Source organism: Photorhabdus caribbeanensis (assembly GCF_018448885.1).
GTDB lineage: Bacteria > Pseudomonadota > Gammaproteobacteria > Enterobacterales > Enterobacteriaceae > Photorhabdus > Photorhabdus caribbeanensis.
In genome coordinates this window covers 74813-101676 of record NZ_RCWB01000019.1, presented here as the reverse complement: position 1 = coordinate 101676, position 26864 = coordinate 74813, and the positions used below count along the sequence as shown (strand labels likewise).

Annotated in this window: 23 protein-coding genes, 2 tRNA genes and 1 rRNA gene; 13 read left to right on the top strand and 13 right to left on the bottom strand. The window is 41.4% G+C overall.

Annotation, left to right across the window (positions count from 1 at the left end; all coding sequences use genetic code 11):
* Positions 1-23 precede the first annotated feature (23 nt).
* The 4 genes from rrf to EAE90_RS13835 all read left to right on the top strand — a co-directional run bounded on the left by rrf (position 24) and on the right by EAE90_RS13835 (position 918).
* A 5S ribosomal RNA gene (gene rrf, locus EAE90_RS13850) occupies positions 24-139 on the top strand.
* A gap of 203 nt (positions 140-342) precedes the next feature.
* Positions 343-419: transfer RNA gene (locus EAE90_RS13845), tRNA-Asp, on the top strand.
* 9 nt (positions 420-428) lie between these two features.
* A tRNA-Trp gene (locus EAE90_RS13840) sits at positions 429-504 on the top strand.
* Positions 505-765: 261 nt separating this feature from the next.
* Positions 766-918 (top strand): hypothetical protein, encoded by a 153-nt coding sequence (locus tag EAE90_RS13835; RefSeq protein ID WP_214053979.1) that lies wholly within the window; start codon positions 766-768, stop codon positions 916-918.
* A 468-nt stretch (positions 919-1386) separates the two neighbouring features.
* Here the strand turns inward: EAE90_RS13835 and hdfR are convergent, their stop codons facing one another.
* Complete coding sequence (gene hdfR / locus EAE90_RS13830) at positions 1387-2223, bottom strand: HTH-type transcriptional regulator HdfR (protein ID WP_214053978.1); 837 nt, start codon at positions 2221-2223, stop codon at positions 1387-1389.
* A 125-nt stretch (positions 2224-2348) separates the two neighbouring features.
* Between hdfR and EAE90_RS13825 the strand changes: the two genes are divergently transcribed.
* A complete protein-coding gene (locus tag EAE90_RS13825) occupies positions 2349-2687 on the top strand; it encodes a MaoP family protein (RefSeq protein WP_036779611.1) in 339 nt (112 codons plus the stop codon).
* A 46-nt stretch (positions 2688-2733) separates the two neighbouring features.
* Here EAE90_RS13825 and EAE90_RS13820 read toward each other — a convergent pair whose 3' ends face one another.
* Positions 2734-4257, bottom strand: coding sequence for a YifB family Mg chelatase-like AAA ATPase (locus EAE90_RS13820; RefSeq protein WP_214053977.1), 1524 nt, complete (start codon positions 4255-4257; stop codon positions 2734-2736).
* A 641-nt stretch (positions 4258-4898) separates the two neighbouring features.
* Here EAE90_RS13820 and ilvL point away from each other — a divergent pair.
* The 6 genes from ilvL (at position 4899) to ilvA (ending at position 11500) form a co-directional block, all read left to right on the top strand.
* On the top strand, positions 4899-4997 hold the full coding sequence (gene ilvL, locus EAE90_RS13815; protein ID WP_071647081.1) for an ilv operon leader peptide: 99 nt from the start codon (positions 4899-4901) through the stop codon (positions 4995-4997).
* Positions 4998-5135: 138 nt separating this feature from the next.
* The gene (gene ilvG / locus EAE90_RS13810) at positions 5136-6782 is read left to right on the top strand and encodes an acetolactate synthase 2 catalytic subunit (RefSeq protein WP_214053976.1); all 1647 of its coding nucleotides are present in this window, start codon (positions 5136-5138) and stop codon (positions 6780-6782) included.
* Entirely contained in the window at positions 6779-7036 is a 258-nt protein-coding gene (gene ilvM / locus EAE90_RS13805; RefSeq protein ID WP_036779619.1) for an acetolactate synthase 2 small subunit, read from the top strand. Before ilvG ends, ilvM begins: the two co-directional genes overlap by 4 nt.
* A gap of 23 nt (positions 7037-7059) precedes the next feature.
* Positions 7060-7986 carry a branched-chain amino acid transaminase gene (locus EAE90_RS13800; RefSeq protein WP_214053975.1) on the top strand — a complete coding sequence of 309 codons (927 nt, stop codon included), beginning with the start codon at positions 7060-7062 and terminating at the stop codon, positions 7984-7986.
* 84 nt (positions 7987-8070) lie between these two features.
* Positions 8071-9921, top strand: coding sequence for a dihydroxy-acid dehydratase (ilvD, locus tag EAE90_RS13795; RefSeq protein WP_214053974.1), 1851 nt, complete (start codon positions 8071-8073; stop codon positions 9919-9921).
* 4 nt (positions 9922-9925) lie between these two features.
* Positions 9926-11500 (top strand): threonine ammonia-lyase, biosynthetic, encoded by a 1575-nt coding sequence (gene ilvA, locus EAE90_RS13790; RefSeq protein ID WP_214053973.1) that lies wholly within the window; start codon positions 9926-9928, stop codon positions 11498-11500.
* Positions 11501-11637: 137 nt separating this feature from the next.
* On the opposite strand, the gene EAE90_RS13785 is transcribed toward ilvA, so the two are convergent.
* The 9 genes from EAE90_RS13785 to EAE90_RS13745 form a co-directional block, all read right to left on the bottom strand.
* A complete protein-coding gene (locus tag EAE90_RS13785) occupies positions 11638-13155 on the bottom strand; it encodes a DHA2 family efflux MFS transporter permease subunit (RefSeq protein ID WP_036779631.1) in 1518 nt (505 codons plus the stop codon).
* Between the two features lie 7 nt (positions 13156-13162).
* Positions 13163-14335, bottom strand: coding sequence for a multidrug efflux MFS transporter periplasmic adaptor subunit EmrA (emrA, locus tag EAE90_RS13780; RefSeq protein ID WP_214053972.1), 1173 nt, complete (start codon positions 14333-14335; stop codon positions 13163-13165).
* A gap of 322 nt (positions 14336-14657) precedes the next feature.
* Positions 14658-15401, bottom strand: a complete 744-nt coding sequence (gene fabG / locus EAE90_RS13775; protein WP_214053971.1) for a 3-oxoacyl-ACP reductase FabG — start codon at positions 15399-15401, stop codon at positions 14658-14660.
* A 70-nt stretch (positions 15402-15471) separates the two neighbouring features.
* The gene (locus tag EAE90_RS13770) at positions 15472-16287 is read right to left on the bottom strand and encodes a MaoC/PaaZ C-terminal domain-containing protein (RefSeq protein ID WP_214053970.1); all 816 of its coding nucleotides are present in this window, start codon (positions 16285-16287) and stop codon (positions 15472-15474) included.
* The gene (locus tag EAE90_RS13765) at positions 16284-17549 is read right to left on the bottom strand and encodes a beta-ketoacyl-[acyl-carrier-protein] synthase family protein (RefSeq protein ID WP_214053969.1); all 1266 of its coding nucleotides are present in this window, start codon (positions 17547-17549) and stop codon (positions 16284-16286) included. Before EAE90_RS13765 ends, EAE90_RS13770 begins: the two co-directional genes overlap by 4 nt.
* A 155-nt stretch (positions 17550-17704) precedes the next feature.
* Complete coding sequence (locus tag EAE90_RS13760; RefSeq protein ID WP_214053968.1) at positions 17705-17941, bottom strand: acyl carrier protein; 237 nt, start codon at positions 17939-17941, stop codon at positions 17705-17707.
* A 115-nt stretch (positions 17942-18056) separates the two neighbouring features.
* Positions 18057-19247 (bottom strand): cysteine desulfurase family protein, encoded by a 1191-nt coding sequence (locus EAE90_RS13755; protein WP_214053967.1) that lies wholly within the window; start codon positions 19245-19247, stop codon positions 18057-18059.
* Positions 19244-19600, bottom strand: coding sequence for an iron-sulfur cluster assembly scaffold protein (locus EAE90_RS13750; protein WP_036779647.1), 357 nt, complete (start codon positions 19598-19600; stop codon positions 19244-19246). The genes EAE90_RS13755 and EAE90_RS13750 overlap by 4 nt, the downstream gene beginning before the upstream one ends.
* 16 nt (positions 19601-19616) lie before the next feature.
* A complete protein-coding gene (locus EAE90_RS13745) occupies positions 19617-20795 on the bottom strand; it encodes a LuxE/PaaK family acyltransferase (protein ID WP_214053966.1) in 1179 nt (392 codons plus the stop codon).
* 397 nt (positions 20796-21192) lie between these two features.
* Between EAE90_RS13745 and EAE90_RS13740 the strand changes: the two genes are divergently transcribed.
* Positions 21193-22275 carry a flavin-containing monooxygenase gene (locus EAE90_RS13740; protein ID WP_246550717.1) on the top strand — a complete coding sequence of 361 codons (1083 nt, stop codon included), beginning with the start codon at positions 21193-21195 and terminating at the stop codon, positions 22273-22275.
* A 234-nt stretch (positions 22276-22509) separates the two neighbouring features.
* Here EAE90_RS13740 and EAE90_RS13735 read toward each other — a convergent pair whose 3' ends face one another.
* A complete protein-coding gene (locus EAE90_RS13735; protein WP_214053965.1) occupies positions 22510-23364 on the bottom strand; it encodes an AraC family transcriptional regulator in 855 nt (284 codons plus the stop codon).
* Between the two features lie 579 nt (positions 23365-23943).
* Positions 23944-24825, bottom strand: coding sequence for an HTH-type transcriptional activator IlvY (ilvY, locus tag EAE90_RS13730; RefSeq protein ID WP_214053964.1), 882 nt, complete (start codon positions 24823-24825; stop codon positions 23944-23946).
* 196 nt (positions 24826-25021) lie between these two features.
* Here ilvY and ilvC point away from each other — a divergent pair, with 196 nt between their 5' ends.
* Entirely contained in the window at positions 25022-26500 is a 1479-nt protein-coding gene (gene ilvC / locus EAE90_RS13725; RefSeq protein WP_214053963.1) for a ketol-acid reductoisomerase, read from the top strand.
* Positions 26501-26864: the final 364 nt, after the last annotated feature.

Below are 26864 nucleotides of genomic sequence, written 5' to 3'. Positions count from 1 at the left end.
CGGCCGGAAGGAAACCGAATATGCCTGGCGGCGATAGCGCGGCGGTCCCACCTGACCCCATGCCGAACTCAGCAGTGAAACGCCGTAGCGCCGATGGTAGTGTGGGGTCTCCCCATGTGAGAGTAGGACACTGCCAGGCTTTAATTTAGCGTTGTGTTGCGACAAGAAAGCAGCATAAGGCAACGATAGCAGTGAGTAGGGCCAAATCCGTCGGGAACGGATTTAAACGTCGCGAGCAGCGACAGCCCGAAGAGCGAATGGCGAAATAGCCGTTCGTAAACAGCCTAGATTGATGTTTAAGTTTTATATCGTAACAGCGATATAAATCACAGAGAATTCGGTGGTGCGGTAGTTCAGTTGGTTAGAATACCGGCCTGTCACGCCGGGGGTCGCGGGTTCGAGCCCCGTCCGCACCGCCACCTTAATTTAGGGGCGTAGTTCAATTGGTAGAGCACCGGTCTCCAAAACCGGGTGTTGGGAGTTCGAGTCTCTCCGCCCCTGCCAGTTATAAGCTCAGCAGCAGCAACTAAGATAGCTTGTAGTACTGGTTATCCATATGTGCTGTTTAGATAAGATTATTGATAAGGCGCTGGCTTTCTAGTCAGCGCCTTTTTCTATGAAAACTTGTAAGAACAACTGGTTTGCCATTACACTAAAAATCCCTTTATGCGAATTTTTTCGTAATACTCCGGTCATCTCACCTTGTTCTTCCCCTCTGGCCCATGCACGCTACTGCTTCCTTATCTTTACCTGGAGACTGACACCATGAGCCGTAGCCGATATACCCCGGAACATTACATTTTTTCCCCAGGAGTGATCTCACTTGGAGAATTTATTGCCAAATATCGTCTGGCTCGTAAAGCCAATGTTGCCATTGATTTGGATTTATCATCGATGCTGTTACACACTTTCAGTTGAATAGTTTTTCCTCAATATTATTCGATCTTGTAGCAATAAAACCTTTCTTTCTGATTATTTATTATCGAAGTGAATTCTTATAGGTAACTTTTTAGACTTTCTGGCAATCTCCATACTAGTAAGCTCTTCTGAACTAAGTGTCTGGAGGATATGTGCGAAAGAATTTTAACTAATATTTTGCTTATGAAATTTCTTTTTAAGAAAAGCTCGAATTGAAGGAAAGGATACCTAAAACAATTAAGGTAGGAACATTACGTCTGATTCAAGTTATAGTTTCAAACTATACGTAAAAATTACTTGGTAAATAGAGAGCTATATGTGGGAAGATAGCAAAAGCAATCCCACCTTATGCTCGATCTAAAACTTCTTTCCCCCTTACTATTTTCATTCCTATTTTCGTATAGTATTGCTATCCATAAATTTTGCCGAACATATATTTACTGATTAAATAATTTACATGAATGCCTCTTAACCTCTTGTAGAAGTATGTATGATAGGTATTTTTAATAGCTGCTGAATGAATGCTTGCTGATCATTTTTTTGTAGCCATATGGCATATAATGGACGTTCAATTAGTTCAGTATTTGGATAAGAGACAAGTTCTGAATATTCATTTTGCCAATGTATTGGTAAGAAGGCGGCTCCTCTTACGCTATTGAGCAGTTGGCGGGCTATATGTGCGGAGGTGGTTGTAATGATGGGTAGCTGCTCACTTTTTAAAATCCGTTGTTCCTGATGATGGAAATCAGCCCCCCATTCTAGTTTGATGTAATTTTTAGTTTGGCATTTTAGATTTTCTTCTGTTGTTAATAACTTCAAACAAATATTCCCTAATAATAGGCTTTGAAACTCATCCATTTTAGGTGGTTCGGTAGTGATTAACAGATCTAATTCACGTGCATGAAGTTGTTTAACAAGGGATTGCCGTGTAGAAACACGAGATTCCAATCTTAATTCCTGATGTTTTTTATAGAAATCTTGTAACCAGGGAGTTAAATATGCTTCCCATAGTGACGCGGTGGCACCAATTGTTAATTCAGTATGTTGAGAAGCATGCATTATCTCCTTTTTAGCCAACTGCCAGGTACTCATCAGTGATTCTGCATAGGGAACAAGGCGCTCGCCCGCCGCTGTAAGACGGATGTTATTGCGGTGGCGAGTGAAAAGATGAGTACCTAATTGATTTTCTAGTTGTCGTATGCGAAAGCTAACTGCTGATTGAGTCAAGTACAGTGATTCGGCTGCTCTCCCAAAGTGACGAGTTTTACTGACTTCCAAGAAGGTTTTCAGTAATTCAGTGTCCACATATATCTCCAATAATATTTATCGTTAAGATTTAAATTTTTTGTTTTACAGAACGCCAGGCCTATCTAATACTCCGCGCCATAATTAGCATGATAGTAACAGTACTAGAATTAGGAGTGTGTCAGATGGCCGAAAGCTTCATCACGACTAATCGTTTTTTTGATAACAAAAATTATCCTCGCGGGTTCTCCCGTCATGGGGATTTCACCATTAAAGAGGCGCAATTACTAGAGCGCCATGGTTATGCGTTCAATGAGTTAGATCTTGGTAAACGCGAGCCTCAAACAGAAGTAGAAGAGCTGTTTGTTGCTGTTTGCCGGGGTGAACGGCAGCCTGTGACGATGGAAGAAAAAGTATGGACCAAATATCTTGCAAGGATTAGTCGTCCAAAACGTTTTCATACTCTTTCAGGCGGTAAGCCTCAGATCGATGCTTCTGATGACTATACCGACACTGATGATTAATATTATCACAAATTGTGAATATAGGGGCTTTGCCCCTTTTTCATTTCTAACCCGATTGTTTTTGTAATTGTATTAATAGCCTGTCCATACTGCGGTAGCTTAAAGCTTCCATGATATGTGGTTTTTCTATCTCTTTTTTTTCTTCTAAGTCGGCAAGTGTCCGGGATGTTTTCAGAATTCGGTGCCATGCTCGGATTGAAAGCCCTAGTTTTATTAGCGTTTGTTCTAGAAATACAGCATCGTTAGGTTTGAGCTTACAAAATGCCTCTGTCTCTTTGCTATTCAGATGAGCATTAATTTTTCCACTGCGTTTCAGTTGTATTTCTCGCGCTGCCAGCACTCTTAATCTTACATCTTTACTGCTTTCGCTTGATCTATTAGGGCTACTCAATGTTCCAATGGGTAACAGAGGCACTTCAATTGAGAGATCAAAACGATCCAAAAAAGGTCCAGAAAGTTTTGCTAGATATCGAAGTATCTGCTGGGGGTTACTTCGATTGTGAATTCCCTGATGGTAGCCTGTCGGGCTAGGATTCATTGCTGCGATCAATTGAACTTGAGCAGGAAAACAAACTTTTGCTCTGGCTCGGGAGATAATTATTTCCCCTGATTCCAGTGGTTCTCTGAGAGCATCAAGGACTCTGCGTTCAAATTCAGGTAGTTCATCTAGAAATAGTACGCCATTGTGAGCAAGTGAAATTTCACCAGGTTTTGGAAGTCCGCCACCGCCAACCAGTGCTGCCATTGAAGAACTATGATGAGGCGCTCTGAATGGGCGTGTATGCCACTGTTCAGGTGGAAGGTAGGTATCCACCAGACTATTGATGGCTGCGACCTCAAGGGCTTCTTTGTTTGTTAATGGCGGTAATAAACTACATAGGCGGCTTGCCAACATTGTTTTTCCTGTCCCTGGTGGGCCAAGTAGTAAAAGATTATGTCCGCCTGCTGCTGTGATTTCCAGTGCGCGTTTTGCTTGTTCCTGACCAATAATATCCTGAAGATCTGGCTGTGATGGCTCTATTGAGGGTTTATGTTGGATCGTTGTTGTCAGTAGTTGTTTTTCTCCCTGAAGAAAGTGGCAGATGTGTAAGAGGTGTTCTGCCATTAACGTTTCATTCTGAGATAAGATTGCCAGCTCTATTGCGTTTTCTGTTGGTAGAATAAGTTGCCTTCCTGCTTCTCCTGCGCTGAGTGCAGCTGAAATTGCGCCGTTAACTTTTCGTAAACCACCGGATAGAGCGAGTTCACCAAGAAATTCATAATGATTTAGTGTATTGGTAGGTATTTGTTCTGAAGCGGCTAGAATAGCGATAGCGATCGGTAAATCATAACGACCACCTTCTTTGGGAAGATCTGCGGGCGCAAGATTGACGGTGATTCTTTTAGACGGATAGGTAAACCCGCTGTTGATCAACGCACTTCTGACACGATCTCTTGCTTCTTTTACGGCTGTTTCAGGTAAACCAACCAGAGTTAATCCAGGCAAGCCATTACTAATATGCGCTTCAACAGTAACAATTGGGGCATGAATACCTATAGTCGCTCTGGTATAAATAACAGCGAGGGCCATCCTATTCTCCTTCGTAAGAAAGGACATATGATGGACTGAAATTAGATAATAAATAGTTTTCTATTATTTTTTTGCGAAGCGGCTCTAATAAATATTTTGTGAAGCAGCGCGAAAGATTTTTTTAAACTTATCATTAAGTGATTTTTATTTTATTTGATTGATTTTTATGGTTTATTTTTTAATTTTGATTATAAAATTAATTATTTTTATATTCATATTATGGGGTTTTATTTAAGTCATGTTTTTAGATTGGTTTTATTGAAATAGTTTATTTGAAATTCAAATTTATATATTTTTCACAGTGAATAAATTTAGTGTGTTATATCATTCTGATTTATTTTTAATGAGAAGTTTTTATCACTTAGGTGATTAATAATAAGATCTTTACTTTTGGTTATAGTTGAATGATTTGTTTTTTATGTTACCGCTTTGTGTATTGTTTTGTTTATATCTAATCAGTTAGTTTTTATAACTTAAATTGGAGTATTTACTGGACAAATAATCTAAATAGTAAGTATTTTATTGAAAATAAACGATATTTTTTTATGTCGAGTAATAAAACAAAATAAATGTTGTCAAGCTATAAAGAACGTGATAACTCTTAAATATAGATTAAACAAACGAATTAAACGACCAAGATTATGAACACATTTGTCCTAGTGATTAGCCTAATTATTGTCAGCGTGGTGGTGATTATTATCCCACCGTGCGGGGCTGCACTTGGACGAAGAAAGGCTTAGAAGAACAGCCAGATCTCTCGAAGACCCCCGCACCGAAAGGCGCGGGGGTTTTTTTTCGACAAGCAAAATCAGATAGAGACGGAAACATACAACAGAACAAAATTTTGTCTCACCGGGTAAACACAGGGGATATGAAAAATGAACGGGGCGCAGTGGGTTGTAAAAGCATTACGAACGCAGGGGATTGATAAGGTTTTCGGCTACCCTGGTGGTGCGATCATGCCGGTTTATGATGCTTTGTATGATGGTGGTGTGGAGCATTTGCTTTGTCGGCATGAGCAGGGTGCGGTTATGGCTGCAATCGGTTATGCGAGAGCCAGTGGTAAACCGGGAGTTTGTATCGCGACATCGGGACCGGGAGCAACAAATTTAATCACTGGATTAGCCGATGCGTTGTTAGATTCTGTTCCTGTTGTTGCTATCACTGGTCAGGTTGGTTCTGAATTGATTGGAACTGATGCCTTTCAAGAAGTCGATGTTTTAGGTCTTTCCCTTGCTTGTACCAAACACAGTTTCTTAGTGGATTCACTGGAAAATTTACCTCAAATGATGGCGGAAGCCTTTTATATTGCCACTAGTGGTCGACCTGGCCCAGTTTTGATTGATATTCCTAAAGATATTCAGCTAAAAGAGGGGAATTTGGCACCACATTTGGTACCTGTTGAGCAACAGGCGCCCTGCTCGGAAAGTGCATTAGAACAAGCCCGGACGATGATTGCGGCGGCTGTAAAGCCAGTATTGTATGTCGGCGGTGGAGTCGGGATGTCTCAAGCAGTTTCTGTTCTGCGAGATTTTGTTGTGGAAACAGGTATGCCGGTTGTTTCTACGTTGAAAGGTTTAGGAGCTGCTGATTCAGAGCATCCATGTTATCTGGGAATGCTTGGGATGCATGGTTCGAAAGCGGCCAATCTTGCCGTTCAGTCATGCGATTTGTTGATTGCTGTAGGTGCTCGTTTTGATGATCGTGTGACTGGCAAGCTTAATACTTTTGCTCCGTGTGCGAAAGTTATTCACCTAGACATCGATCCGGCAGAGTTGGGGAAATTACGTCAGGCTCATGTGTCGTTACTGGGGGATGTGAAAGCATTATTGCCCCGTTTGCAACAGCCATTGTCAATTATGCCCTGGCAACAGGAAGTGAAATATCTGAAGGCTGAATATCCTTGGTGTTATGACCATCAGGGGGAGAGTATCTATGCGCCTTGGTTATTGAAGCAGGTTTCAGATCGTAAAGCATGTAATACGGTTATTACTACCGATGTTGGACAGCATCAAATGTGGACAGCTCAGCATATGACTTTTGATGGGCCTGAAAATTTCATTACATCTAGTGGCTTGGGCTCAATGGGATTTGGTATCCCCGCTGCGATTGGTGCTCAGATTGCACGACCGGAAGATATGGTGATCTGTGTATCTGGTGATGGTTCTTTCATGATGAATGTTCAGGAATTGGGGACAATTAAACGCAAACAATTGCCAGTAAAAATTTTATTGTTGGATAACCAACGGTTGGGAATGGTGCGCCAATGGCAGGAGCTGTTTTTTGATAAGCGATATAGCGAAACGACATTAACAGATAACCCTGATTTTGTCGCATTAGCGAAAGCTTTTGATATTCCGGGGCAACATATCACGGATAAATCACAGATTGATGAGGCGCTGAATGCATTATTCACTAGTCAAGGCCCCTATTTATTACAGGTATCTATTGAGGAATTAGAGAACGTTTGGCCGTTGGTCCCTCCCGGTGCAAGCAATGAAACTATGTTGGAGAAATCATTATGATGCAGCATCAACTTGCAATCCATGCTCGTTTCCGTCCTGAAATATTAGAGCGCATCTTACGGGTAACGCGTCATCGTGGATTTCAGATCTGTTCCATGAATATGGATCAAACAATGGATGGCGATAATGTTAATATCGAATTAATTGTTGCCAGCCAAAAACCGGTTAATTTGTTGTCTTCACAACTGGCTAAATTAGTGGATGTCGCTGGCGTCAAGATCCTGCAACAAAAATCACAACTCATACGTGCATAACGTAGAAATAAAGGAATAAGAGAATGACGAAGCAATCCGATTACATTTGGTTCAATGGTGAGATGGTTCCTTGGGCAGATGCTAAAGTTCACGTCATGTCCCATGCTTTACATTACGGTACGTCTGTTTTTGAGGGAATTCGTTGTTATGACTCTCATAAAGGGCCGGTGGTTTTCCGTCATCGTGAGCATATGCAGCGTTTACATGATTCTGCAAAGATTTATCGCATGCCGTTGAGCCAGAGTGTCGATGAATTAATGGAAGCATGTCGGGAAACTCTTCGTAAAAATAATTTAGTTAGTGCTTATATACGTCCACTCGTCTTTATCGGTGATGTTGGCATGGGCGTTAATCCACCGGCTGGCTATAAAACGGATGTTATTATCGCCGCTTTTCCTTGGGGAGCTTATTTGGGAGAAGAAGCACTGGATCAAGGGATTGATGCGATGGTTTCTTCATGGAATCGTGCAGCGCCAAATACAATACCAACTGCGGCCAAAGCAGGTGGTAACTACCTATCTTCACTTTTGGTAGGTAGTGAAGCTCGTCGTCGTGGATATCAAGAAGGTATTGCATTGGATGTTCATGGTTATATCTCTGAAGGTGCAGGTGAAAATCTGTTTGAAGTAAAAGATGGCATATTGTTCACTCCACCATTTACTTCATCTGCATTACCAGGAATTACTCGTGATGCCATTATCAAATTAGCGAAAGATTTGGGGCTGGAAGTGCGTGAACAGGTATTGTCGCGCGAATCTTTGTACCTGGCTGATGAAATTTTTATGTCAGGTACAGCGGCTGAAATCACACCTGTTCGTAGTGTTGATGATATTCAGGTTGGTATCGGTAAATGCGGGCCTGTTACTAAGAAAATTCAGCAAGCCTTCTTTGGCTTGTTTGATGGCACGACAGACGATAAATGGGGCTGGTTAGATCCAGTTAATCCTTAATAGAACTATACCTTTCATAGAACTATAAATAACTTAACAGGCGGTTCGTTCCCCGCCTGTTTTGAGAACACGGGAGTGAAGATAATGCCTAAGTACCGTTCTGCCACTACGACTCATGGTCGCAATATGGCTGGAGCTCGCGCTTTATGGCGCGCGACAGGGATGACCGATGCAGATTTTGGTAAACCGATTATTGCAGTAGTTAACTCATTTACTCAGTTTGTTCCTGGGCATGTTCATTTACGGGACTTAGGTAAATTGGTTGCTGAACAGATTGAAGCATCAGGCGGTGTTGCGAGAGAGTTCAATACCATAGCGGTGGATGACGGTATCGCAATGGGGCATGGTGGTATGCTCTATTCTCTGCCGTCACGTGAATTAATTGCTGACTCTGTTGAATATATGGTGAATGCACATTGTGCGGACGCAATGGTGTGTATTTCCAACTGTGACAAAATTACCCCAGGTATGCTGATGGCGGCGTTGCGTCTGAACATTCCGGTGATTTTTGTTTCCGGTGGCCCTATGGAGGCGGGTAAAACTAAATTGTCAGATCAGATCATTAAATTGGATCTGATTGACGCGATGATCCAAGGTGCGAACCCGAATGTCAGTGATGAGGATAGCGGTCAGATTGAACGTTCAGCTTGCCCAACCTGTGGCTCCTGCTCAGGTATGTTTACCGCTAACTCTATGAATTGTCTGACAGAAGCACTGGGTTTATCTCAGCCGGGGAACGGTTCATTACTGGCGACTCATGCAGATCGCAAGGTGCTATTTCTGAATGCAGGCAAACGCATTGTTGAGCTGACCAAACGCTATTATGAACAAAATGATAATAGTGTTCTGCCGCGTAGTATTGCAACGAAAGCCGCATTTGAAAATGCGATGATGTTGGATATTGCAATGGGTGGCTCAACTAATACCGTGCTTCACTTACTGGCGGCAGCGCAGGAGGGAGAAGTTGATTTCACTATGGCGGATATTGATCGTTTGTCTCGTCAGATCCCTCATCTATGTAAGGTTGCACCAAGTACACAAAAGTACCATATGGAAGATGTTCATCGTGCTGGTGGTGTGATCGGTATTTTAGGTGAGCTGGATAGAGCGGGTCTGTTGAATCGTCAGGTTAAAAATGTTTTGGGTCTGGATTTGTTACAGACGCTTAATCAGTACGATGTGGTGCAAACGGCGGATGAATCAGTAAAGGAAATGTATTCGGCAGGCCCTGCGGGTATCCGTACTACTCAAGCATTTTCACAAGATTGTCGTTGGCCTTCGTTGGATACTGACCGTGTAGAAGGGTGTATTCGCGACATTGAACACGCCTATAGCCGGGATGGTGGTCTCGCTGTTCTATTTGGTAATTTGGCTGTAGATGGTTGTATTGTAAAAACTGCGGGGGTTGATAAGGGTAGTCTGATGTTCCGTGGGCCAGCCAAAGTTTATGAAAGTCAGGAAGATGCGGTTGATGCGATCTTGGGTGGAAAAGTTGTTGCTGGTGATGTGGTGGTCATTCGTTATGAAGGACCAAAAGGCGGACCCGGTATGCAGGAAATGTTGTATCCGACGACTTATCTAAAATCTATGGGGTTAGGTAAAAGCTGTGCATTGATTACCGACGGGCGTTTTTCTGGTGGTACCTCGGGTTTGTCGATCGGCCATGTTTCTCCGGAAGCGGCTAATGGTGGGTTAATCGGATTGGTTCAAGATGGCGATATTATTGATATTGATATTCCACTGCGGAAAATTCGACTTGATGTAGATGAAAGGGTACTTGCTACCCGTCAAGAAGCTGAATTTGCTCGCGGAGATAAAGCGTGGACACCGAAAGCTCGTGAACGTCAGGTATCGTTTGCCCTGAAAGCCTATGCTTCATTGGCGACTAGTGCGGATAAAGGCGCTGTCCGTGATAAATCTAAGTTAGGGGGATAATCGCATGGCTGCATTTCTTCCCTTAACTTCCACACCAAATGGTGCAGAGTATTTGAAGGCGGCATTAAGCGCGCCGGTTTATGAAGTTGCTCAGGTGACTCCTTTGCAGGAAATGGAGAAAATTTCTGCTCGCTTAGGAAATACTATTTTGGTAAAGCGGGAAGATCGACAACCTGTTCACAGTTTCAAGCTCCGTGGCGCGTATGCCATGATTGCGGGTTTGTCTGAAGAACAAAAAAACCGGGGAGTGATTACTGCGTCAGCCGGTAATCATGCTCAGGGGGTCGCACTTTCTGCCAATCGTTTGGGAATTAACTCCCTGATTGTTATGCCGGTTACTACTGCGGATATTAAAGTCGATGCAGTTCGGAGTTTCGGTGGTAAGGCTCTGTTGTATGGTGCTAATTTTGATGAAGCTAAAGCTAAAGCGATAGAAATGGCACAACAGGAAGGCTATACCTTTATTCCTCCGTTTGATCATCCCGCTGTAATCGCAGGTCAGGCAACACTGGCGATGGAACTTTTGCAACAGGATGTGCGCTTGGATCGAATCTTTGTACCTGTTGGTGGTGGAGGTTTGATTGCGGGAGTGGCAGTGTTGATTAAGCAACTGATGCCAGAAATCAAAATCATTGGGGTGGAAGCGGAGGATTCAGCTTGCCTGAAAGCGGCGATGGAAGCTGGACATCCGGTAGATTTACCCCGAGTTGGCTTGTTTGCTGAAGGTGTTGCTGTTAAGCGTATCGGTGATGAAACATTTCGTTTGTGTCAGCAATATGTGGATGGTGTTATCACGGTAGACAGTGATGCTATTTGTGCGGCGGTAAAAGATCTGTTTGAAGATGTACGTGCGATTGCTGAGCCATCCGGTGCATTGGCACTAGCTGGATTGAAAAAGTATGTTCAGCAGTATCAGCTTAAAGGTGAACGACTGGCGCATATTCTTTCTGGCGCTAATGTGAGCTTTCATGGGTTGCGTTATGTCTCTGAGCGTTGTGAATTGGGCGAGCAGAGGGAAGCATTGCTGGCAGTGACTATTCCTGAACATAAAGGGAGTTTCCTGAGTTTTTGCCAGAAGTTGGGCGATCGGGTGGTAACAGAATTTAATTATCGTTATACGGATGCAGATCCTGATCAGGCTTGTCTTTTCGTTGGTGTTCGCTTGAGTCGTGGTGAAATGGAGCGACAGGAAATTATCGAGGAATTGCGTACCGCAGGATATCAGGTTGCTGATCTTTCAGATGATGAAATGGCGAAATTACATGTTCGTTATATGATCGGCGGTCGCCCATCTAAGCCATTGAAAGAGCGCTTGTTTAGTTTTGAATTTCCTGAATCGCCGGGGGCGTTGCTCAAGTTCTTACAAACTTTGGGAACTCATTGGAATATTACGTTATTCCATTATCGCAATTATGGTACCGATTATGGCCGGGTGTTAGCCGCATTTGAATTGTCAGAAGCGGAAGTGCGTTTTAAGCGTCATCTTGATGCATTAGGCTATGCGTATCACGATGAGACGGATACCCCCGCGTTTAAATTCTTTTTAATGTGCCAAGCGTCTGAAGCAGCCGGAGGTTGATCGGTGTCTTGGTAATGAAAAAATGTATTCTATAAAACGACAAAATAGCGCCTTGTTAAGGGGCTATTTTGACAAGATTTAATATTCACCGAGGTTCCATTGGAAAGAACTCTATAACAAATTCTTTGATCATTGTGCTATTTCTTTTCTCCAACAGTGGGTTTTGCCAACCAGATAAAGATCAGCAAGATCAGAAAAATAAAGCCAAATAGCCAATAAATCTCGTTAGCGGCAATAATCAAGCCCTGATTCGTGATTTCACGTGCCAGAGAATGGCTGGTTTGGGCTTGCGACATCCCTAATTGTCCCATTTTTTCATAGGCTTGTTGGGCAATAGGATTATGGGGAGTTATCGATTCAGTTAACTGAACGTGGTGGACAGCTTCGCGACGGGACCACATGGTGGTGGTAATTGAAGTCCCTACGGATGTTGCCAGAGTGCGTAAAAAGTTGAACAAGCTACCGGCAGAGGCGATTTTAGCGGGTTCAACGTCAGATAGTATAATGGCTGTTAGTGGCATAATTAAACAGGCGATAGCAAAGCCCTGAATAAATTGTGGCCAGGCAGCGGTGGCAAAGTCCATTGATAGCTCAAAGGTATTTGTTCTCCAAAAGAAACAGAGTGCAAAAATGATAAAGCTGAACATAACTAAATAACGCATATCAATTTTTGAACTAAAACGACCAATGAGTGGAACGAGCATTATCGGCACTATTCCTAATGGAGCCATTACTAATCCTGCCCAGGTTGCTGTGTAACCAAACACCATTTGTAATAATTGAGGTTGCAAAACCAGCGTGCCTATGTGGAGTAGGAAAGCCAAACTGATACATAAGGTACCGATAGTAAAATTACGAGATTTAAATAGTGATAAGTCAATGATCGGATCATCATCGGTGAGTTCCCAAATAATTAGGAAAGTGATGGCAATGACGGCGGTAATGGCTAATACAATAATTTCTGTTGAATTGAACCAATCAAGCTCTTTTCCTCTATCGAGTAATAGTTGAAAACAACCAACACCGATGACCAATAAAATTAGCCCTATGACATCAATTGACCTCGCCGTTGTTTCAGTTTCCCGGTCTTTTAACAATATCCAGGTGATAGCAATGGCAACAAAGCCAACCGGAACGTTGATGAGGAAGATCCATCCCCAATGATAGTTGTCACTGATCCAACCACCAAGTATGGGGCCACAAACCGGAGCGACAACGATAGTCATTGACCACATTGCCAGAGCCATATTGCGTTTTAGCGGAGGATAGTTGTTGAGTAACAAACTTTGCGAAAGGGGCATAATTGGCCCGGCTGAGATACCTTGTAGAACGCGGGAAATGATCAACATTTCCAGGCTATTAGCAATACCACATAACCAGGAAGTGATCACAAACAAGATCATTGAAATTAAGAAAACCCGGACTTCCCCGAACCGTTTTGCTAACCAGCCAGTTAATGGGATAGAGATCGCGTTTGCAACAGCAAATGAAGTAATTACCCAAGTACCTTGTGATACTGATGAACCCAGATCTCCAGCAATTGTTGATATTGCAACGTTAGCAATAGTCAGATCTAATATTTGTAAAAAAGCGGCTAATGCTAAAGCCAGGGTTAGCCAGCCAAGTTTGGCTCCTGATAATGGCTCTTTTAGCATGTTAACCTCACTTATTTTGACTGGTATTAACTTGAATGATTTCGTTAATTAGCTGATCAATTTCTCCGGTGTTGTAAGTCAAGACGTTGGTTTCATAAACAATGCCATTACGAGGCGTATTGGCAAGTACCAGACCATCCCGATTTCGGGTATCAACCGTGGCATGCATGGATAAACCGATGCGTAAAGGATGATCGATAAGTTGTTGTGCTGCTAGTTCAACACGGACAGGTAAACGTTGAACCACTTTGATCCAGTTACCGGTGGCATTTTGTGCCGGTAATAAAGAAAATGCACTGCCTGTTCCCATATCAAGACCAACGATTTGACCTTTATAAATGACATCATTGCCATAGAAATCGCTAATCAGTGTTACGGGTTGACCAATACGGACATTGGCGAGTTGCACTTCTTTAAAGTTAGCTTCGACCCAAAGTTGGTCAGCGGGTACGATAACCATTAGGGGAGCGCCGCTTTTTATTTGTGAGCCTACTTGAACACTGCGGCGTGAAACGTAGCCTGTTACCGGCGCGACAATCTGGGTACGCTGTAAGGTTAACCATGCATCGCGAAGCTGGGAAGCAGCCAGTTTAATCTTAGGTTGTTGATCTAATGGAGTGTCTATAACTAATGCTTGGTTGGCATAATATTGTTGTCGGGCAACATTCAGCTCAGATTTTGCCATTTGCACGCTATTACGGGAATGAATTAGGTTTTCTTTGGCGATGGCACCGGTGAGTCCCAGATGTTCACGTCGTTTTAAATCATCTTGAGCCTGTTGTAATACCGTTTGTTTGAGCTCAATGTTAGCCAATAGTTTTTCATTATCAATAATGGTTTGGTGGATTTGCCTGACATTATTAGCCAATGTATTTTTCGCTCGTTCAAAGGCATGTTCTGCATCAATAGAATCCAAACGTAGCAAAATATCGCCTTGCTGAACGAAGTCAGTATTATCGGCATAAATAGCGGTTACGCTACCGGTGATCTGGGCCATCACTTGTACCTGATTACCAATAACGTAGGCATCATCAGTCGCTTGATAATGACGTAGTGAAATAAGCCAATAGGCGAAGTAACCCAACCCGGCAAAAACAAATAAGAGAGTTGCGAGGATCAGTGCTAATTTACGCTTTGACTTTTTCTCATTAAGCGGAGGTGATTGTATTTCTCCTGCCATGTGTTTTCTCCCATCGCAGTAATTAAAAGTAAATTCGTCTTAAATAATGTGCTTATATTCGATTAAACACCTTGGAGTCGACTACAAGGTCAAGCCCTTCTCATCTGATAAAATGAAAATTGCTAATATTTAGCACTTAATGCCAAAAGCATGATTGAATATTAAAATTGTTTATTATCGTTATTAACATTTATCAGATAGACTGAATTATCTATCTGGCAATGATTAATGGTATTTTGTGTCAGTACCCAGAACATTTATCTGGGTACAAATAATCACAGAATAGGGATACGAAGCCATTGATGTTAATTAATTAACTGACTCAGGCAGTCATTCCTCCATCAACAACGAATGTTTGCCCGGTAATGTAGCGTCCTCCGGGGCTGAGCAGGAAATTGATTGTCAGAGCAATATCTTCCACTGAACCTAAACGGCCCAATGGGATGTTAGATAATAGTTTTTTCCTGTGTGATGCAGGAATATGATCCAACATTTCAGTATCAATCAAGCCTGGCGCAACGGTATTGACCCGAACATTAAATCGGCCAACTTCAGCTGCTAATGAGCGGGTAATACCGATCATAGCGGCTTTGGTTGCAGCGTAGTTAACTTGCCCTGAGTTAGCTTTAAACGCAGTGACTGAGCTCATGTGGATAATGCAGCCTTCTCCCGCAGTAATCATTTCAGGGAGAAAAGCATGATTAACTAAATAAACAGAAGAAAGATTGGTAGAAATCACATTGTGCCACTCTTCTTCTTTCATATTTATCAGTAATGCATCTTGGGTAATACCGGCGTTATTGATGATGGCATAGGGAGAGCCATATTGTGAGATAAGCTCTGTTGACAATGTTTTGACTTCTTCGGCATTTGAAACATCACATTGATAAGCCTCACAGCGATAACCTTGCTGTTCAATTTCCTGACACAATGTTTGAGCTTCATTTGTGCTTGATTTATAGGTAAAAACTACGTGATAGTTCTGAGCAGCCAGCATTTTTACTATGCCTTTGCCGATACCACGTGATCCTCCTGAAATAAAAACCCAAGGTGTGCTGATACTCATTAAGTTATTCCTCTAAATTTTTGCCATCCGTCTGCCAATACCGCATTCATCAAACCGCGTTCATTAAATCTTAGTTGGCAATCTGCTTTCTTTTTGTTGTTCCCATCAGACTCATTTCAACAACTAAAGAGATTTCTCCATTCAGCCAGATTGGGATTTCCAACGTACCGTATAACGAGCCATCAACGTCGAATGTATCTTTTGGCAGGATGGTATATTCGATATTCGGCATTTCATCTGGGATTGGGCGATTGAGCAGTGCTGGAGAAAAACTCACGGTATGCATGACATGCAAGACAATAAGGTCTTTGAGGCATGTTGCATCATGTTCTTGTTTGCCAAAATAGGTTTTAAATTCTGTTGCTAGTGCAGTTTTGGCACTTTGCTGCATGAAAAGATAAAACATCAGAGCATCGAGAAAGATCCAGAACTCATTGATTTCCGGAAAGGTATGTTTGAATTCGATGGATTTTCTTATTGTCTCTTGTATAGGAACTTGGCAACGTAGTTTTTCAGGAAAACCAGTTTTTTGTGAAAAATCGAAACAACTATAGTGACCAACCAGAGGTTTCAGATTGGTTGTTTCGTCTTGCAGATTAAAGGTTGTTTTCCCATTCCGGTCCGTGTGCTTAGTTTTGACGCAATAGCAGGCATTCAGAGGTACGGGATTGCGTAAATTAACGTGCCACTGTCTGCCCATTTCCCTATTTGGTTGTGACAGATAATCGTATCCGCTTTTGAGCGGGATCATTGCCAGCATGCCGTGTACTGCAATACCACCCAACCCGACTTCTCTTGCGATTTTTTCATCAAAATGGATAGGATTGTAGTCGCCAGAGAATTTAGCCCATTGACTGAGATCTTCTTTGCTGAATTGAACGTTCATCTGTCGGCTTTCCTAAAAATAAGTGCACAGTTTGTACCACCGAAGCCATAGTTAACATTTAAAGCAGTGTCGATAACTTGGTGAGTCCGGTGGATATTAGGGACATAATCCAGATCGCATAGCGGATCAGGATTATTTAGGTGCATAGTTGCGGGAATTGTTGCTGTCTCTATCGCTTTGATACAGAAAATAGATTCAATGGCTCCGGCTCCGGCAATAAGATGACCTGTGTAGGATTTTGTACTGGAAATAGGAATACGGTAAGCGTGATCACCCAGGCTCATTTTTAGAACATCGGTTTCGTTAATATCGTTGAGTGGGGTTGATGTCCCATGAGCATTAATATAATGAATATCTGAGGTAGAGAGTTTGGCCTGTTCCAGTGCCATCTGAATCGCCATGACCCGTCCTTTGCAATCGGGTGCCGGGGCGGTCATATCTGACGCATCAGAGTAATTGCCATAACCAATCACTTCCGCCAATATTTTGGCGCCTCTGGCAACAGCGCTGTCATAATCTTCAAGACATAATATTGCTGCCCCTTCCGACATGACGAAACCACTACGATCTTGACTAAATGGACAGCAGGCTTTTTCGGCAGATTCCTGTTCTTTGCTTAGTGCCCCAAGAATATCGATACTCCAGACGATGAATGGATCTCTGATGCTTTCACCACCACCTGCCAGCATCATTTTAGTGCGTCCACTGCGGATAAGTTCAAATGCATCACCTATCGCCATACTGCCGGTTGCGCAAGCTGCAACTGGGGTATTTTGATATCCCCGTAAGTTCCAGTTCATTGAAATTGCTGCGGTTCCTACGCTGTGCATGGACATAATATTGGTCATCGGTGAGGCAATGCCTTGATCAGCATAAGAATGGCTATTTTCAACGGTTGCATCTTCTCCACCCCAGCCAGTGCCAAAAATGACGCCGCGTTCAAAAGGGGAATAATTTTCGTCAAAAGCGACTTTATCGTTACCAAATGCCATCTTGATTGCTTCATCCGCCGCAATTAGTCCAAGTTTGCTGAATTTGGGCAAGTTCTTTAATAACTTTTTGGAAAACCGTGATACATCAGGAGAGAAAGGGATATTGCCGAAAAATTTTGCTACAACAGAAGCGTCTGGGTGTTCTTCCTTTTTGTATCCTACACGATAATTCAGGATTGCATCCCAAATTTCTTGGGTATTTTGCCCAAGAGAACAGATAGAACCATAGCCTGTGACGGCAACGCGACGATAGCCTGTTTGAATATTCATGAAACATTATCTCCAAAATTCATTTCTTGGTGACATGCTTTATTTTCTAATACAACCAAATAATAGGATTGGTAGATAAAAGCATCATAAAAATGAATGTTAGCTGTGTTGTGATGTTGTCATAGACAGCTAACATCCCAGTGCATTAGTGATGATTATTTTGCTAATTCACTGACATAATTGATAAAATCACCGATTGTCGTCGTATTATCTCGTTGGAACTTATCGAAATTCAGTTGAATTCCCATTTCTCTTTTTAAAGCAACTTGAATAGAAACGAAATCCAGACTCACCAAATGAATATCATCAAGTAGAGTGTCGAGAGTAATATCTTCTGGTTCGATATCAGTTAATTCAGTAATTTGAGATTGAAGTAATTCAAACAGTTTCATATTAATGTCCCCTAAAAATTTAAAAAATGTTGGCGGAGCTTAGGTGCCAGAATATAGGTATCAATGAATCAATGCGTTATTCCGGCCACACCGTCTTTTAACTGTCGTTTTGCTATTATTCCTGGGTGATTAAAGATTTCCCTGAAATTTTAAGTAAGTTATACGTTTCTTGTTTGATGGCGTTAGCCAATATCTCAATATCATCTTGGCTTGTGGCATATCCGAAGCTGATGCGTACTGCGCTATCAATATGATCATCAGGTAATCCCATAGCAACCAGAACGTGAGAACGTTGTGTTGATTTGTTATTGCTACAGGCTGATCCTAGAGATAAAGAGATGCCGTGACGTAAATCTAGTCTGCTGGCTAATGATTCAGCACGAATACCAGGAAAACTTAAATTGAGTGTCCAAGGTGCCTGAAACGCTGGATTTGTATTGCCATTAACCAGGAAGTTAACACGATGTTGTTCTAACAGAGATACCAGAGCTTCTCTGAGCGTTTTGTAAGTATTGAAACGTTCTTGTAAGCCGTTTAGTGACTCTTTAGCCGCCGCTGCTAGTCCTGCAAGGCCCAAGGTGTTCTCAGTGCCGCTGCGGACTCCTTGTTCTTGCCCTCCGCCATGTAGCAAGGGATTTAATTGAATCCCTGGTGCATGGTAGAGCCCGCCAATACCTTTCGGACCGTTAAACTTATGGCCGGAGAAAGATACGGTCGTTACGCCAGAAAGTGTGTCACAGCTAAAAGGAAGCTTACCGATAGCCTGTACTGCATCGATATGCAGGTAAACACCGGCCTCTTTTGCTAAAGAGGCGACAGCTTCATAGGGCTGGATCACACCGGTTTCGTTGTTAATCGCCATCAATGTGATCAGACGGGTTTGTGGCCGTAGGTTTTCTTGGATACTTTGTACACTTATCCGCCCTTGATTATCGGGATTGATCAGCGTTAGCTGAAGCCCGCGTTGCTGATACCAGAGTAGCGGCGCCAGAACAGACGGATGCTCAATAGAAGAGCTAATAACATGATGAGCTGACAGATCCGAACCGGGAAGTATGGCTAACAAGCTGGATAAGGCTTGGTTATTACTTTCGGTTCCTCCTGATGTAAACAGGATCTGTTCTGGGATTGTGCCCATTAATGAAGCCATTGATCTTCTAGCGTCAGTGAGCAACTTTTTAGCCATGCCGCTTAAGCTGTAGTGGCTGGACGGATTAGCAAAAATAGACATTGCATCTTTAATCGCCAACTGCGCTTTAACACTTAGCGGTGTTGTGGCGTTGTAGTCGAAGTATAGACTTGTCATATTTTTCCCTTTAGCTGCTCAAATAGCTTATGCAGCATATCAAGGCAGTGTTGCTGTGCTGGTTCTAACTCGCCTAATAACGCATCAATGCCTTCAGGTGATAATGCGTTCAATTCTTCGAGAGTTTTACCTTTAGCATGGCGGCAAAATTGATTAGACATTGCCAGGGAGGCGGTACATCCCCATGCACGAAAGCAGGCATTATCTACCCTCCCTTGGTTATCCAGTGTCAGGTCGATATCAACCTTGTCACCGCATACAGGGTTCCCTAATACCAGTTTAATGGTGGGATCGGATAACGTCCCCTGGCAGTCAGGATTGCAAAAATTGTCAATAATGATGTTGTTAAACATAATTCCACCTTGCTATTTATACCGCGGGTGTAGCTGGGGTACCTTCATCGTCTGACATTTTTCTCTCAAGGTTGACTGCACAGCAACCAAACTCTTTAGCAGCAGCGGTACGCATAACAAACTGAACTCGCTGAGAATTACGCCAGGATTTATTAGGATCGGTACGCAAGTAGACCAAATCTTCTGTCAATAACATGCCGGGGGTGGAAACAGAAAGTGGATCTAAGATCACTAATTGTCCGGTTTCACCATCAGGTAGCTCACGAGTTAAATCATTAGGATCACGAACGGAGAAATGAATATAAGGAGGAACATGTTTATGGTTATATTCATCTTCGATGGCAAGAAGGTTTGCTTCAACCAGACCATACATATCACGTGTCCGTGAAGCTGGAATGCCCATCCATTCTTCGATATCTGCATTTAATTCGCCACGGGAGATCATATCTCCGGTAAAACGTTTCCAGCCGCCCATAGTAATTACCATACTATCGCGATCTAAAGTGAGCTTGGTATTATTCTCTTTTAGGAACGTGATAAAACGATGGATCATGAATGGAGGGCCAATTAAATGCCGGGTGAATTTGCCTTTCCACTGGATTAATTGATTTAGTGCATCTTCTGGGGAGAAGTGGTCCTGATTAATCATATAGCGTCGGGTATCTAATAAACCTGTCAGGAAATTAAATATCTTAACCAGCGCCATTTCTGGAATATCTTCTGTTGATGGGCATAAACATAGGCCGGCGCCGCCAGATACTTTGAACATACTGCGATAATTAGAATAGACAGCCAATACTGTATGATCCATCGTATCGTGGCAACGACGATAAACGCTAGGAATTCCACTTGTACCCGTTGAGCGCATTTCATGTTCGATTTCAGATAATGGCTTGCTTAATAAACGGTGGCTTTCGGCTGATTTATAAGTTGCAACAGGTATCAGTGGGATGCGAACTAAATCATTATAACTCTGGATGTCTTCTGGCTTAACACCTTGTTTTTCACAAATATCTCTATAGTAAGGGTTATTATGATAATGGAAATGAAAAGCGTCCTTAAGCAAACAGGTTTTTAATTCTTGTTGCTCTTCTTTTGACAACTTATAGAGCAGGTCAACATCGGCTATTAACCATTTCAGCGGATTTCCGCCACGAGATTTTATACCGTCATATATATTTTTGATATTTTCCATTTTTTTCATCTCCGGTAGGGTAAAGAGTAGATAAATTAATCTTTGTTTATTATAAGTTATAGCAATAAAGCATAAGTTATGTAGGCAAAAAGGATAGTCATTAATAATTTATTTTTATTGAATAAATTGGCTATATTATTGCTTTGATCATTATATGGATTTGTCAATATTGTTAAAATTATGCTAAAAATAGCTGATTTATTCAAAACATTCACTTTAGTATGAATATGACCAGTTAATTCAAGTAAATTTTTAAATTGTCTTTTATATTTTTGTGAGGTTCGTTGTTTTTTGAACGGTTGAATGTTCTTTTGGTCAGTTTTTCATTGTCCTAAGATTTCGATAATGATAAAAACAAAATATAGATGAATGCCAAATTAAAAAATGAGTACGCATAATGAAAATGGATTGCTTAATTGTGGGTGCCGGTCAAGCCGGATTAAGTTTAGCTGCTATCCTTGCGGCTAAGAATATTAATGTCTGCATATTAGAGCGAGAAGCGCGTATTGGTGATGTGTGGCGCAGGCGTCCTGATAATATGCTGTTATTCACTTCACGCGGTATGACTCAGCTTCATGGCTTACCATTTCCTGGAATTAAAGATGGTTATCCAGATAAAAATGAAGTTGCTGATTATCTTGAACGCTATGCTTCACACCATAACCTTGCTATACATACTCAAACTGAAGTGGTCGAGGTGAAGCATGATGAAAATGGCTATCATGTTAAAACAAAAGACGGAAAAGTATTTCATGCGCCTTGCTTGGTTAATGCAACCGGTGCTAATCAATTAGCTGATATTCCAGTGCTTGCTGAACAACTTTCTACCGATATACAGCAAATCTCAGCTGATCAATATCGGGAGCCTAAGCAAATTCAAGCGGGCAGCCGAGTTGCTATCGTTGGTGATGGTGCAAGTGGTCGTCAGATTGCTAAAGATTTGGCAGCAACGACGAAGGTGACGTTATTTTGCGGTTCTTCTCGTCCGCTCTTACCTAATAGAATACTGGGCAAAGATATCTTTTGGTGGTTAAGCAAAAGTGGTCTGTTATTTGCCAATTATTACAGTTTGGTCGGGAAAATCATGCGGCGGCGTAATCCTATTCCTTGTGGCGATTTGAAAAACCATCGGTTAGCCGCTTTGGATATAGAAATAGCGAATAGGTTAGTTGATGTAAAAGACAATAAATTATGTGATTTGTCTGGTAATCAATATGAAGCAGATACGGTTATTTGGTGTTTGGGATATAAAGATAATACGGCATGGTTAACGCTTCCCGGCGCTGCGGATGCTAATGGATTTGTTTGTAAAAATGGTCATGCGGAAGGTGGGAAAACCCCTTATCCTGGGTTATTTATCGTTGGGCGGAAATGGTTGAGTAGCCGTGGTTCTGAACTGATGTTAGGGGCTTATAAAGACACCTGTCGGGTCGCTAAATGGGTAGAAAATTATCTGAAAGAGTATGTACCATTAAAATGAATGATTAATACAGGGTAGTGATATTTTACTCTGTATGTTTTATTTATCGTGGATTGATGGTTTATTAGGTAGTATTATTATGGTGTTGTTCTGAATTCTGTATCATTACTAATGAGTGCATAATATAGTAAATGTGCTATTAGGAACAAAATGATACAGAATCTCTAACATGCTGGCTTTGATAATAACGTTTATAAATAGAAATTATTTATTTTAGGTAATATATCAAAAATATTATTTATTCATAACACAGATGTTTTGTGTTGTAAAATTTAGACCTGCTAATGTTGATGAGAAATTGAAATATTTTTGTTGTGTTTGTTGCATTTTGTTCTTACTGGCATGTTTTAATTCAGAAGGTCTTAATCCATATAGTGTCATGCAGGTACGGCTGAAATGCGCGCCATCGGAAAATCCGCTATTACAAGCTAGTAAAGTCAGTGAATCTGATGAATGTATCTCATCAATAGCATGATGCAGACGTTTCCATAATAGATAACTACGGAAATTAGTTCCCATTTTTTCTCTAAATAGGTGCAAGAATCGACTCTCTGATAAATAGAGCTGATTTGATATTTCACGAGAAGATATACATTTAACTGGTAATTCAGTAATAAGAGAGGCCGCTTTCATAATTCTTTTATCCTGATAACAATGGCAATCTTCTATTTTACCTAAAAGGTTGTTTAAGATGAAAATATCTGGAGAGGTTTCTGATTGTAAACAATTAATAAAATAATTTGCTATTAAACTGGATGATTCTTGATTTAAGTATATGATATCTGAGCCTCTCATTTGATGTAGTAATAAATGACATAGTGGATTGGCTAGGTCTATTAATAGATTAAAACAGAGTTGCCCTTCCGAGTGTAATTTATGTTTAATATTAGAAGAAATAATGAATCCATGTACTTGTTTCGATTCATTTTCGGTATCAATCCTCATGAGTGAATTATTTGGTGATACACTTAATTGGATGCAAGGATGATGATGCCATTCTGTTTGCATATTATAAGAGAAAACCAGATCTTGTAGATGGAATTTATAGAATTTAATAAAATACGGTGATTTGTCTATTTTGTGTAACATGATGGTGTCCTTTATTAAATTGTTGTGTGTATTTGAATTAATTGTTTTATTTAATTATTATAAATTCTTGGTGTTATTTTTTAATTAAATTATATTAACTCATTAAATAATTGGTATTAGTTACTATATCGTCACAATACCATTAAATAATTATTATAAAGCTGCCTCCTTTAGTATCTGGAAAAAATAATTTCACCATTGGAAAATATCGTTATGATATGGCGTAAAGAATTATTTCCCACTCTGTTTTTTGCTGGTGGAATATTCAATCTTTGCTAGCCAGTCTTAACGATATCTGAATTGTTTAACGTCAAGTAGCTATTATCCACTTGATATAATTAAAAGTATTTTCTTTCGTAACATAATTAATGACCAAAAATTTAATGTGGAGCCAATATTTTTATATGATTATTTTAATTGGTTATAACTTATATTAAACATATTATCATGAGAACAATATGGTTATATTTTTATGTTCTTTGTGAATTAGGCCACATAAGTTATAAGTGTATTGGCATAATACCGGAAATAAGTTGCATCAGGCTTGTAATGAATAAAAAGACCTGTTAGGGCAGTTTGTTATAACAATCCCCAAAATGCTTTAATCAGGGGTTCATTAAGCCGTTTTCTCTGTACACATATACCCAATTCGAACGGTTCTACTAGAGAGATGTTGTCCAGTAAAGATATGCGATTGCGTACCGGTTCAGGGCTATTTTCTACAACGACATTGGGAATTAATGCCACTCCACAACCTAATGCAACCATAGAAACGATGGCTTCGTGGCCGGACACGGTTGCATAAATCAATGGATTGTTAATTTTATGGTAGCGGAACCAGTACTCAATGCGTTTACGTGAAGGGCCGTGCTCCGGCAAAATAAAGGGAATATTATTCCAGTTAGGGTAGTCTTGTATGACGAGTGCGCGTACAGAACAGGGAAGGGAAGGTGCAATCAGTACCAGTGGGACTTCACCGATTTTGGTGAAGCTAACATTATCTGGTAGTTTTTCCGGCTTACCGGCAATACCTAAATCGGCATCATTAGACTGTATCTTATTGACCGCATCTGCGGCATCACCCGTGGTGAGTTTGATTTCAACCATAGGATGTTCTGCGCGAAAACGGTCTAGGATCTGTGGTAAGTGACTATAGGCCGCTGTGACTGAACAAAATAGACGTAACTCGCCACATAAAGATGGGCTTTGTTGATTCAATGAGTGTTTTAGTTGTTGGTATTGCAACAGTGTCTGTTGGGCGAATTGTTTAAATTGCTCGCCGGCAAAGGTCAATTTTACAGTGCGATTATCCCGTAAAAATAATGGATGTCCCAGAATATCTTCAATACGCTGAATCTGGCGAGATAATGTGGATGGACTGACATGCATTGCTTTTGCTGTACGACCAAAATGACAGCTTTCAGCCAGATGTAGAAACAGTTTGAGGTCGCGTATATCCATAACCTATTCTCCTTTTCCTGTCCAATAATCTGTATTGCATAAAGTGCAATGTAGTATTGTTAATATATCAATTTAAGCAATGGCTTTCATGTCATATATTGAAAATATATAAACACCCCACAAGGTGGGGAAATCTAAAAAACAGTCGCAGCACTTCATTGCTGAGCGCTGAGCACAACATGATACGGAGTCACTAATGGCTAATTATTTTAATACGCTGAATTTGCGTCAGCAGTTGGCGCAGTTAGGTAAATGTCGTTTTATGGCGCGGGAAGAGTTTGTTGATGAAGCAGGATATTTAAAAGGCAAAAAAGTGGTTATCGTCGGTTGCGGGGCGCAAGGGCTGAATCAGGGCCTGAATATGCGTGACTCCGGTCTGGATATCGCCTATGCCCTGCGTAAAGAAGCCATTGAAGAAAAACGTGCTTCATGGCGTAAAGCAACAGAAAGTGGTTTTCAAGTCGGCACTTATGAGGAGTTGATACCGCGGGCTGATTTGGTAATTAACCTGACGCCAGATAAGCAACACTCTTCTGTTGTTCGCGCAGTTCAACCGTTGATGAAAGAAGGCGCTGCACTGGGTTATTCTCACGGTTTAAACATTGTTGAAGTCGGTGAACAAATCCGTAAAGACATCACTGTGGTGATGGTAGCGCCTAAGTGTCCCGGTACCGAAGTGCGTGAAGAATACAAACGGGGTTTTGGTGTGCCTACTTTGATCGCAGTTCACCCGGAAAACGATCCGAAAGGTGAAGGTATGGCGATCTCTAAAGCATGGGCTGCGGCAACGGGAGCGCATCGCGCCGGTGTTCTGGAATCTTCTTTCGTGGCTGAAGTGAAATCTGACCTGATGGGAGAGCAAACTATTCTGTGCGGTATGCTACAGGCTGGCTCACTGCTGTGTTATGACAAACTGGTGGCAGATGGCGCTGAGCCGGGTTATGCAGGAAAATTGATCCAGTTTGGCTGGGAGACCATCACAGAAGCATTGAAACAAGGTGGCATCACGCTGATGATGGACCGTCTGTCTAACCCGGCAAAACTGCGAGCGTATGCGCTGTCTGTGCAGTTGAAAGAACTGATGACGCCACTGTTCCAGAAACATATGGATGATATCATTTCTGGTGAGTTTTCTTCCGCTATGATGGCTGACTGGGCCAATGATGATAAGAAACTGTTAGGTTGGCGTGAGGAAACGGGTAACACTCCGTTTGAGAATTCACCTGAATATGATGGCAAAATCAGTGAACAGGAATACTTTGATCACGGCGTTTTAATGGTTGCTATGGTGAAAGCCGGGGTTGAACTGGCATTCGAAGTTATGGTTGATACCGGTATTATTGCTGAATCTGCCTATTATGAATCTCTGCATGAATTGCCGCTGATTGCGAATACTATCTCTCGTAAGCGCCTGTATGAAATGAATGTCGTTATTTCTGATACAGCAGAATACGGTAACTATTTGTTCTCTCATGTGGCGGTCCCTCTGCTGAAAGAGAAGTTTATGGATTCGCTACAGGCGGGTGACTTAGGTAAGTCCGTTGCAGATAATGGTATTGATAATGCCCAGTTACGTGATGTAAACGAGGCTATTCGTAACCACCCAATTGAAGTTGTTGGCCAAGTATTACGTGGTTATATGACAGATATGAAACGCATTGCAGTTGGCGGTTGATTAAAGAGAAAAAGAGAAAGATTTTCCCTCTAGACCGTAGACAAACCTCGTTTAAAATAACGGGGTTTGTCTATTCTGAAATATGTTTTGACTCATTTTTCCCATTAGGTCAATTTGCTCGCCCACGGATGAGTGATTGTGCACCCATTGCACTGAATAGTCTCTCTCACCCAGATGTAAAAATAACAAGGCGTGGCTACAGTAACGCTATTTTCTTATCTTTTATTTTGCTTTTGTTTTCGTTGAATTTCGGTTTATTGTGATGTGAAAATTTCTTATTGGATATTTTGATATATTTAATAATAAATTTATTTAATTACATTTGTTATTATTTGGAAATATATTTCTATATAATCATAGCCAT

Excerpts from the sequence above, each read along its gene's own strand:
- EAE90_RS13835 (WP_214053979.1), top strand. The coding sequence starts at position 766 with ATGAGCCGTAGCCGATATACCCCGGAACATTACATTTTTTCCCCAGGA.
- EAE90_RS13825 (WP_036779611.1), top strand. The coding sequence starts at position 2,349 with ATGGCCGAAAGCTTCATCACGACTAATCGTTTTTTTGATAACAAAAAT.
- EAE90_RS13820 (WP_214053977.1), bottom strand. The coding sequence starts at position 4,257 with ATGGCCCTCGCTGTTATTTATACCAGAGCGACTATAGGTATTCATGCC.
- ilvL (WP_071647081.1), top strand. The coding sequence starts at position 4,899 with ATGAACACATTTGTCCTAGTGATTAGCCTAATTATTGTCAGCGTGGTG.
- ilvG (WP_214053976.1), top strand. The coding sequence starts at position 5,136 with ATGAACGGGGCGCAGTGGGTTGTAAAAGCATTACGAACGCAGGGGATT.
- ilvM (WP_036779619.1), top strand. The coding sequence starts at position 6,779 with ATGATGCAGCATCAACTTGCAATCCATGCTCGTTTCCGTCCTGAAATA.
- EAE90_RS13800 (WP_214053975.1), top strand. The coding sequence starts at position 7,060 with ATGACGAAGCAATCCGATTACATTTGGTTCAATGGTGAGATGGTTCCT.
- ilvD (WP_214053974.1), top strand. The coding sequence starts at position 8,071 with ATGCCTAAGTACCGTTCTGCCACTACGACTCATGGTCGCAATATGGCT.
- ilvA (WP_214053973.1), top strand. The coding sequence starts at position 9,926 with ATGGCTGCATTTCTTCCCTTAACTTCCACACCAAATGGTGCAGAGTAT.
- EAE90_RS13785 (WP_036779631.1), bottom strand. The coding sequence starts at position 13,155 with ATGCTAAAAGAGCCATTATCAGGAGCCAAACTTGGCTGGCTAACCCTG.
- emrA (WP_214053972.1), bottom strand. The coding sequence starts at position 14,335 with ATGGCAGGAGAAATACAATCACCTCCGCTTAATGAGAAAAAGTCAAAG.
- fabG (WP_214053971.1), bottom strand. The coding sequence starts at position 15,401 with ATGAGTATCAGCACACCTTGGGTTTTTATTTCAGGAGGATCACGTGGT.
- EAE90_RS13770 (WP_214053970.1), bottom strand. The coding sequence starts at position 16,287 with ATGAACGTTCAATTCAGCAAAGAAGATCTCAGTCAATGGGCTAAATTC.
- EAE90_RS13765 (WP_214053969.1), bottom strand. The coding sequence starts at position 17,549 with ATGAATATTCAAACAGGCTATCGTCGCGTTGCCGTCACAGGCTATGGT.
- EAE90_RS13760 (WP_214053968.1), bottom strand. The coding sequence starts at position 17,941 with ATGAAACTGTTTGAATTACTTCAATCTCAAATTACTGAATTAACTGAT.
- EAE90_RS13755 (WP_214053967.1), bottom strand. The coding sequence starts at position 19,247 with ATGACAAGTCTATACTTCGACTACAACGCCACAACACCGCTAAGTGTT.
- EAE90_RS13750 (WP_036779647.1), bottom strand. The coding sequence starts at position 19,600 with ATGTTTAACAACATCATTATTGACAATTTTTGCAATCCTGACTGCCAG.
- EAE90_RS13745 (WP_214053966.1), bottom strand. The coding sequence starts at position 20,795 with ATGGAAAATATCAAAAATATATATGACGGTATAAAATCTCGTGGCGGA.
- EAE90_RS13740 (WP_246550717.1), top strand. The coding sequence starts at position 21,193 with ATGAAAATGGATTGCTTAATTGTGGGTGCCGGTCAAGCCGGATTAAGT.
- EAE90_RS13735 (WP_214053965.1), bottom strand. The coding sequence starts at position 23,364 with ATGTTACACAAAATAGACAAATCACCGTATTTTATTAAATTCTATAAA.
- ilvY (WP_214053964.1), bottom strand. The coding sequence starts at position 24,825 with ATGGATATACGCGACCTCAAACTGTTTCTACATCTGGCTGAAAGCTGT.
- ilvC (WP_214053963.1), top strand. The coding sequence starts at position 25,022 with ATGGCTAATTATTTTAATACGCTGAATTTGCGTCAGCAGTTGGCGCAG.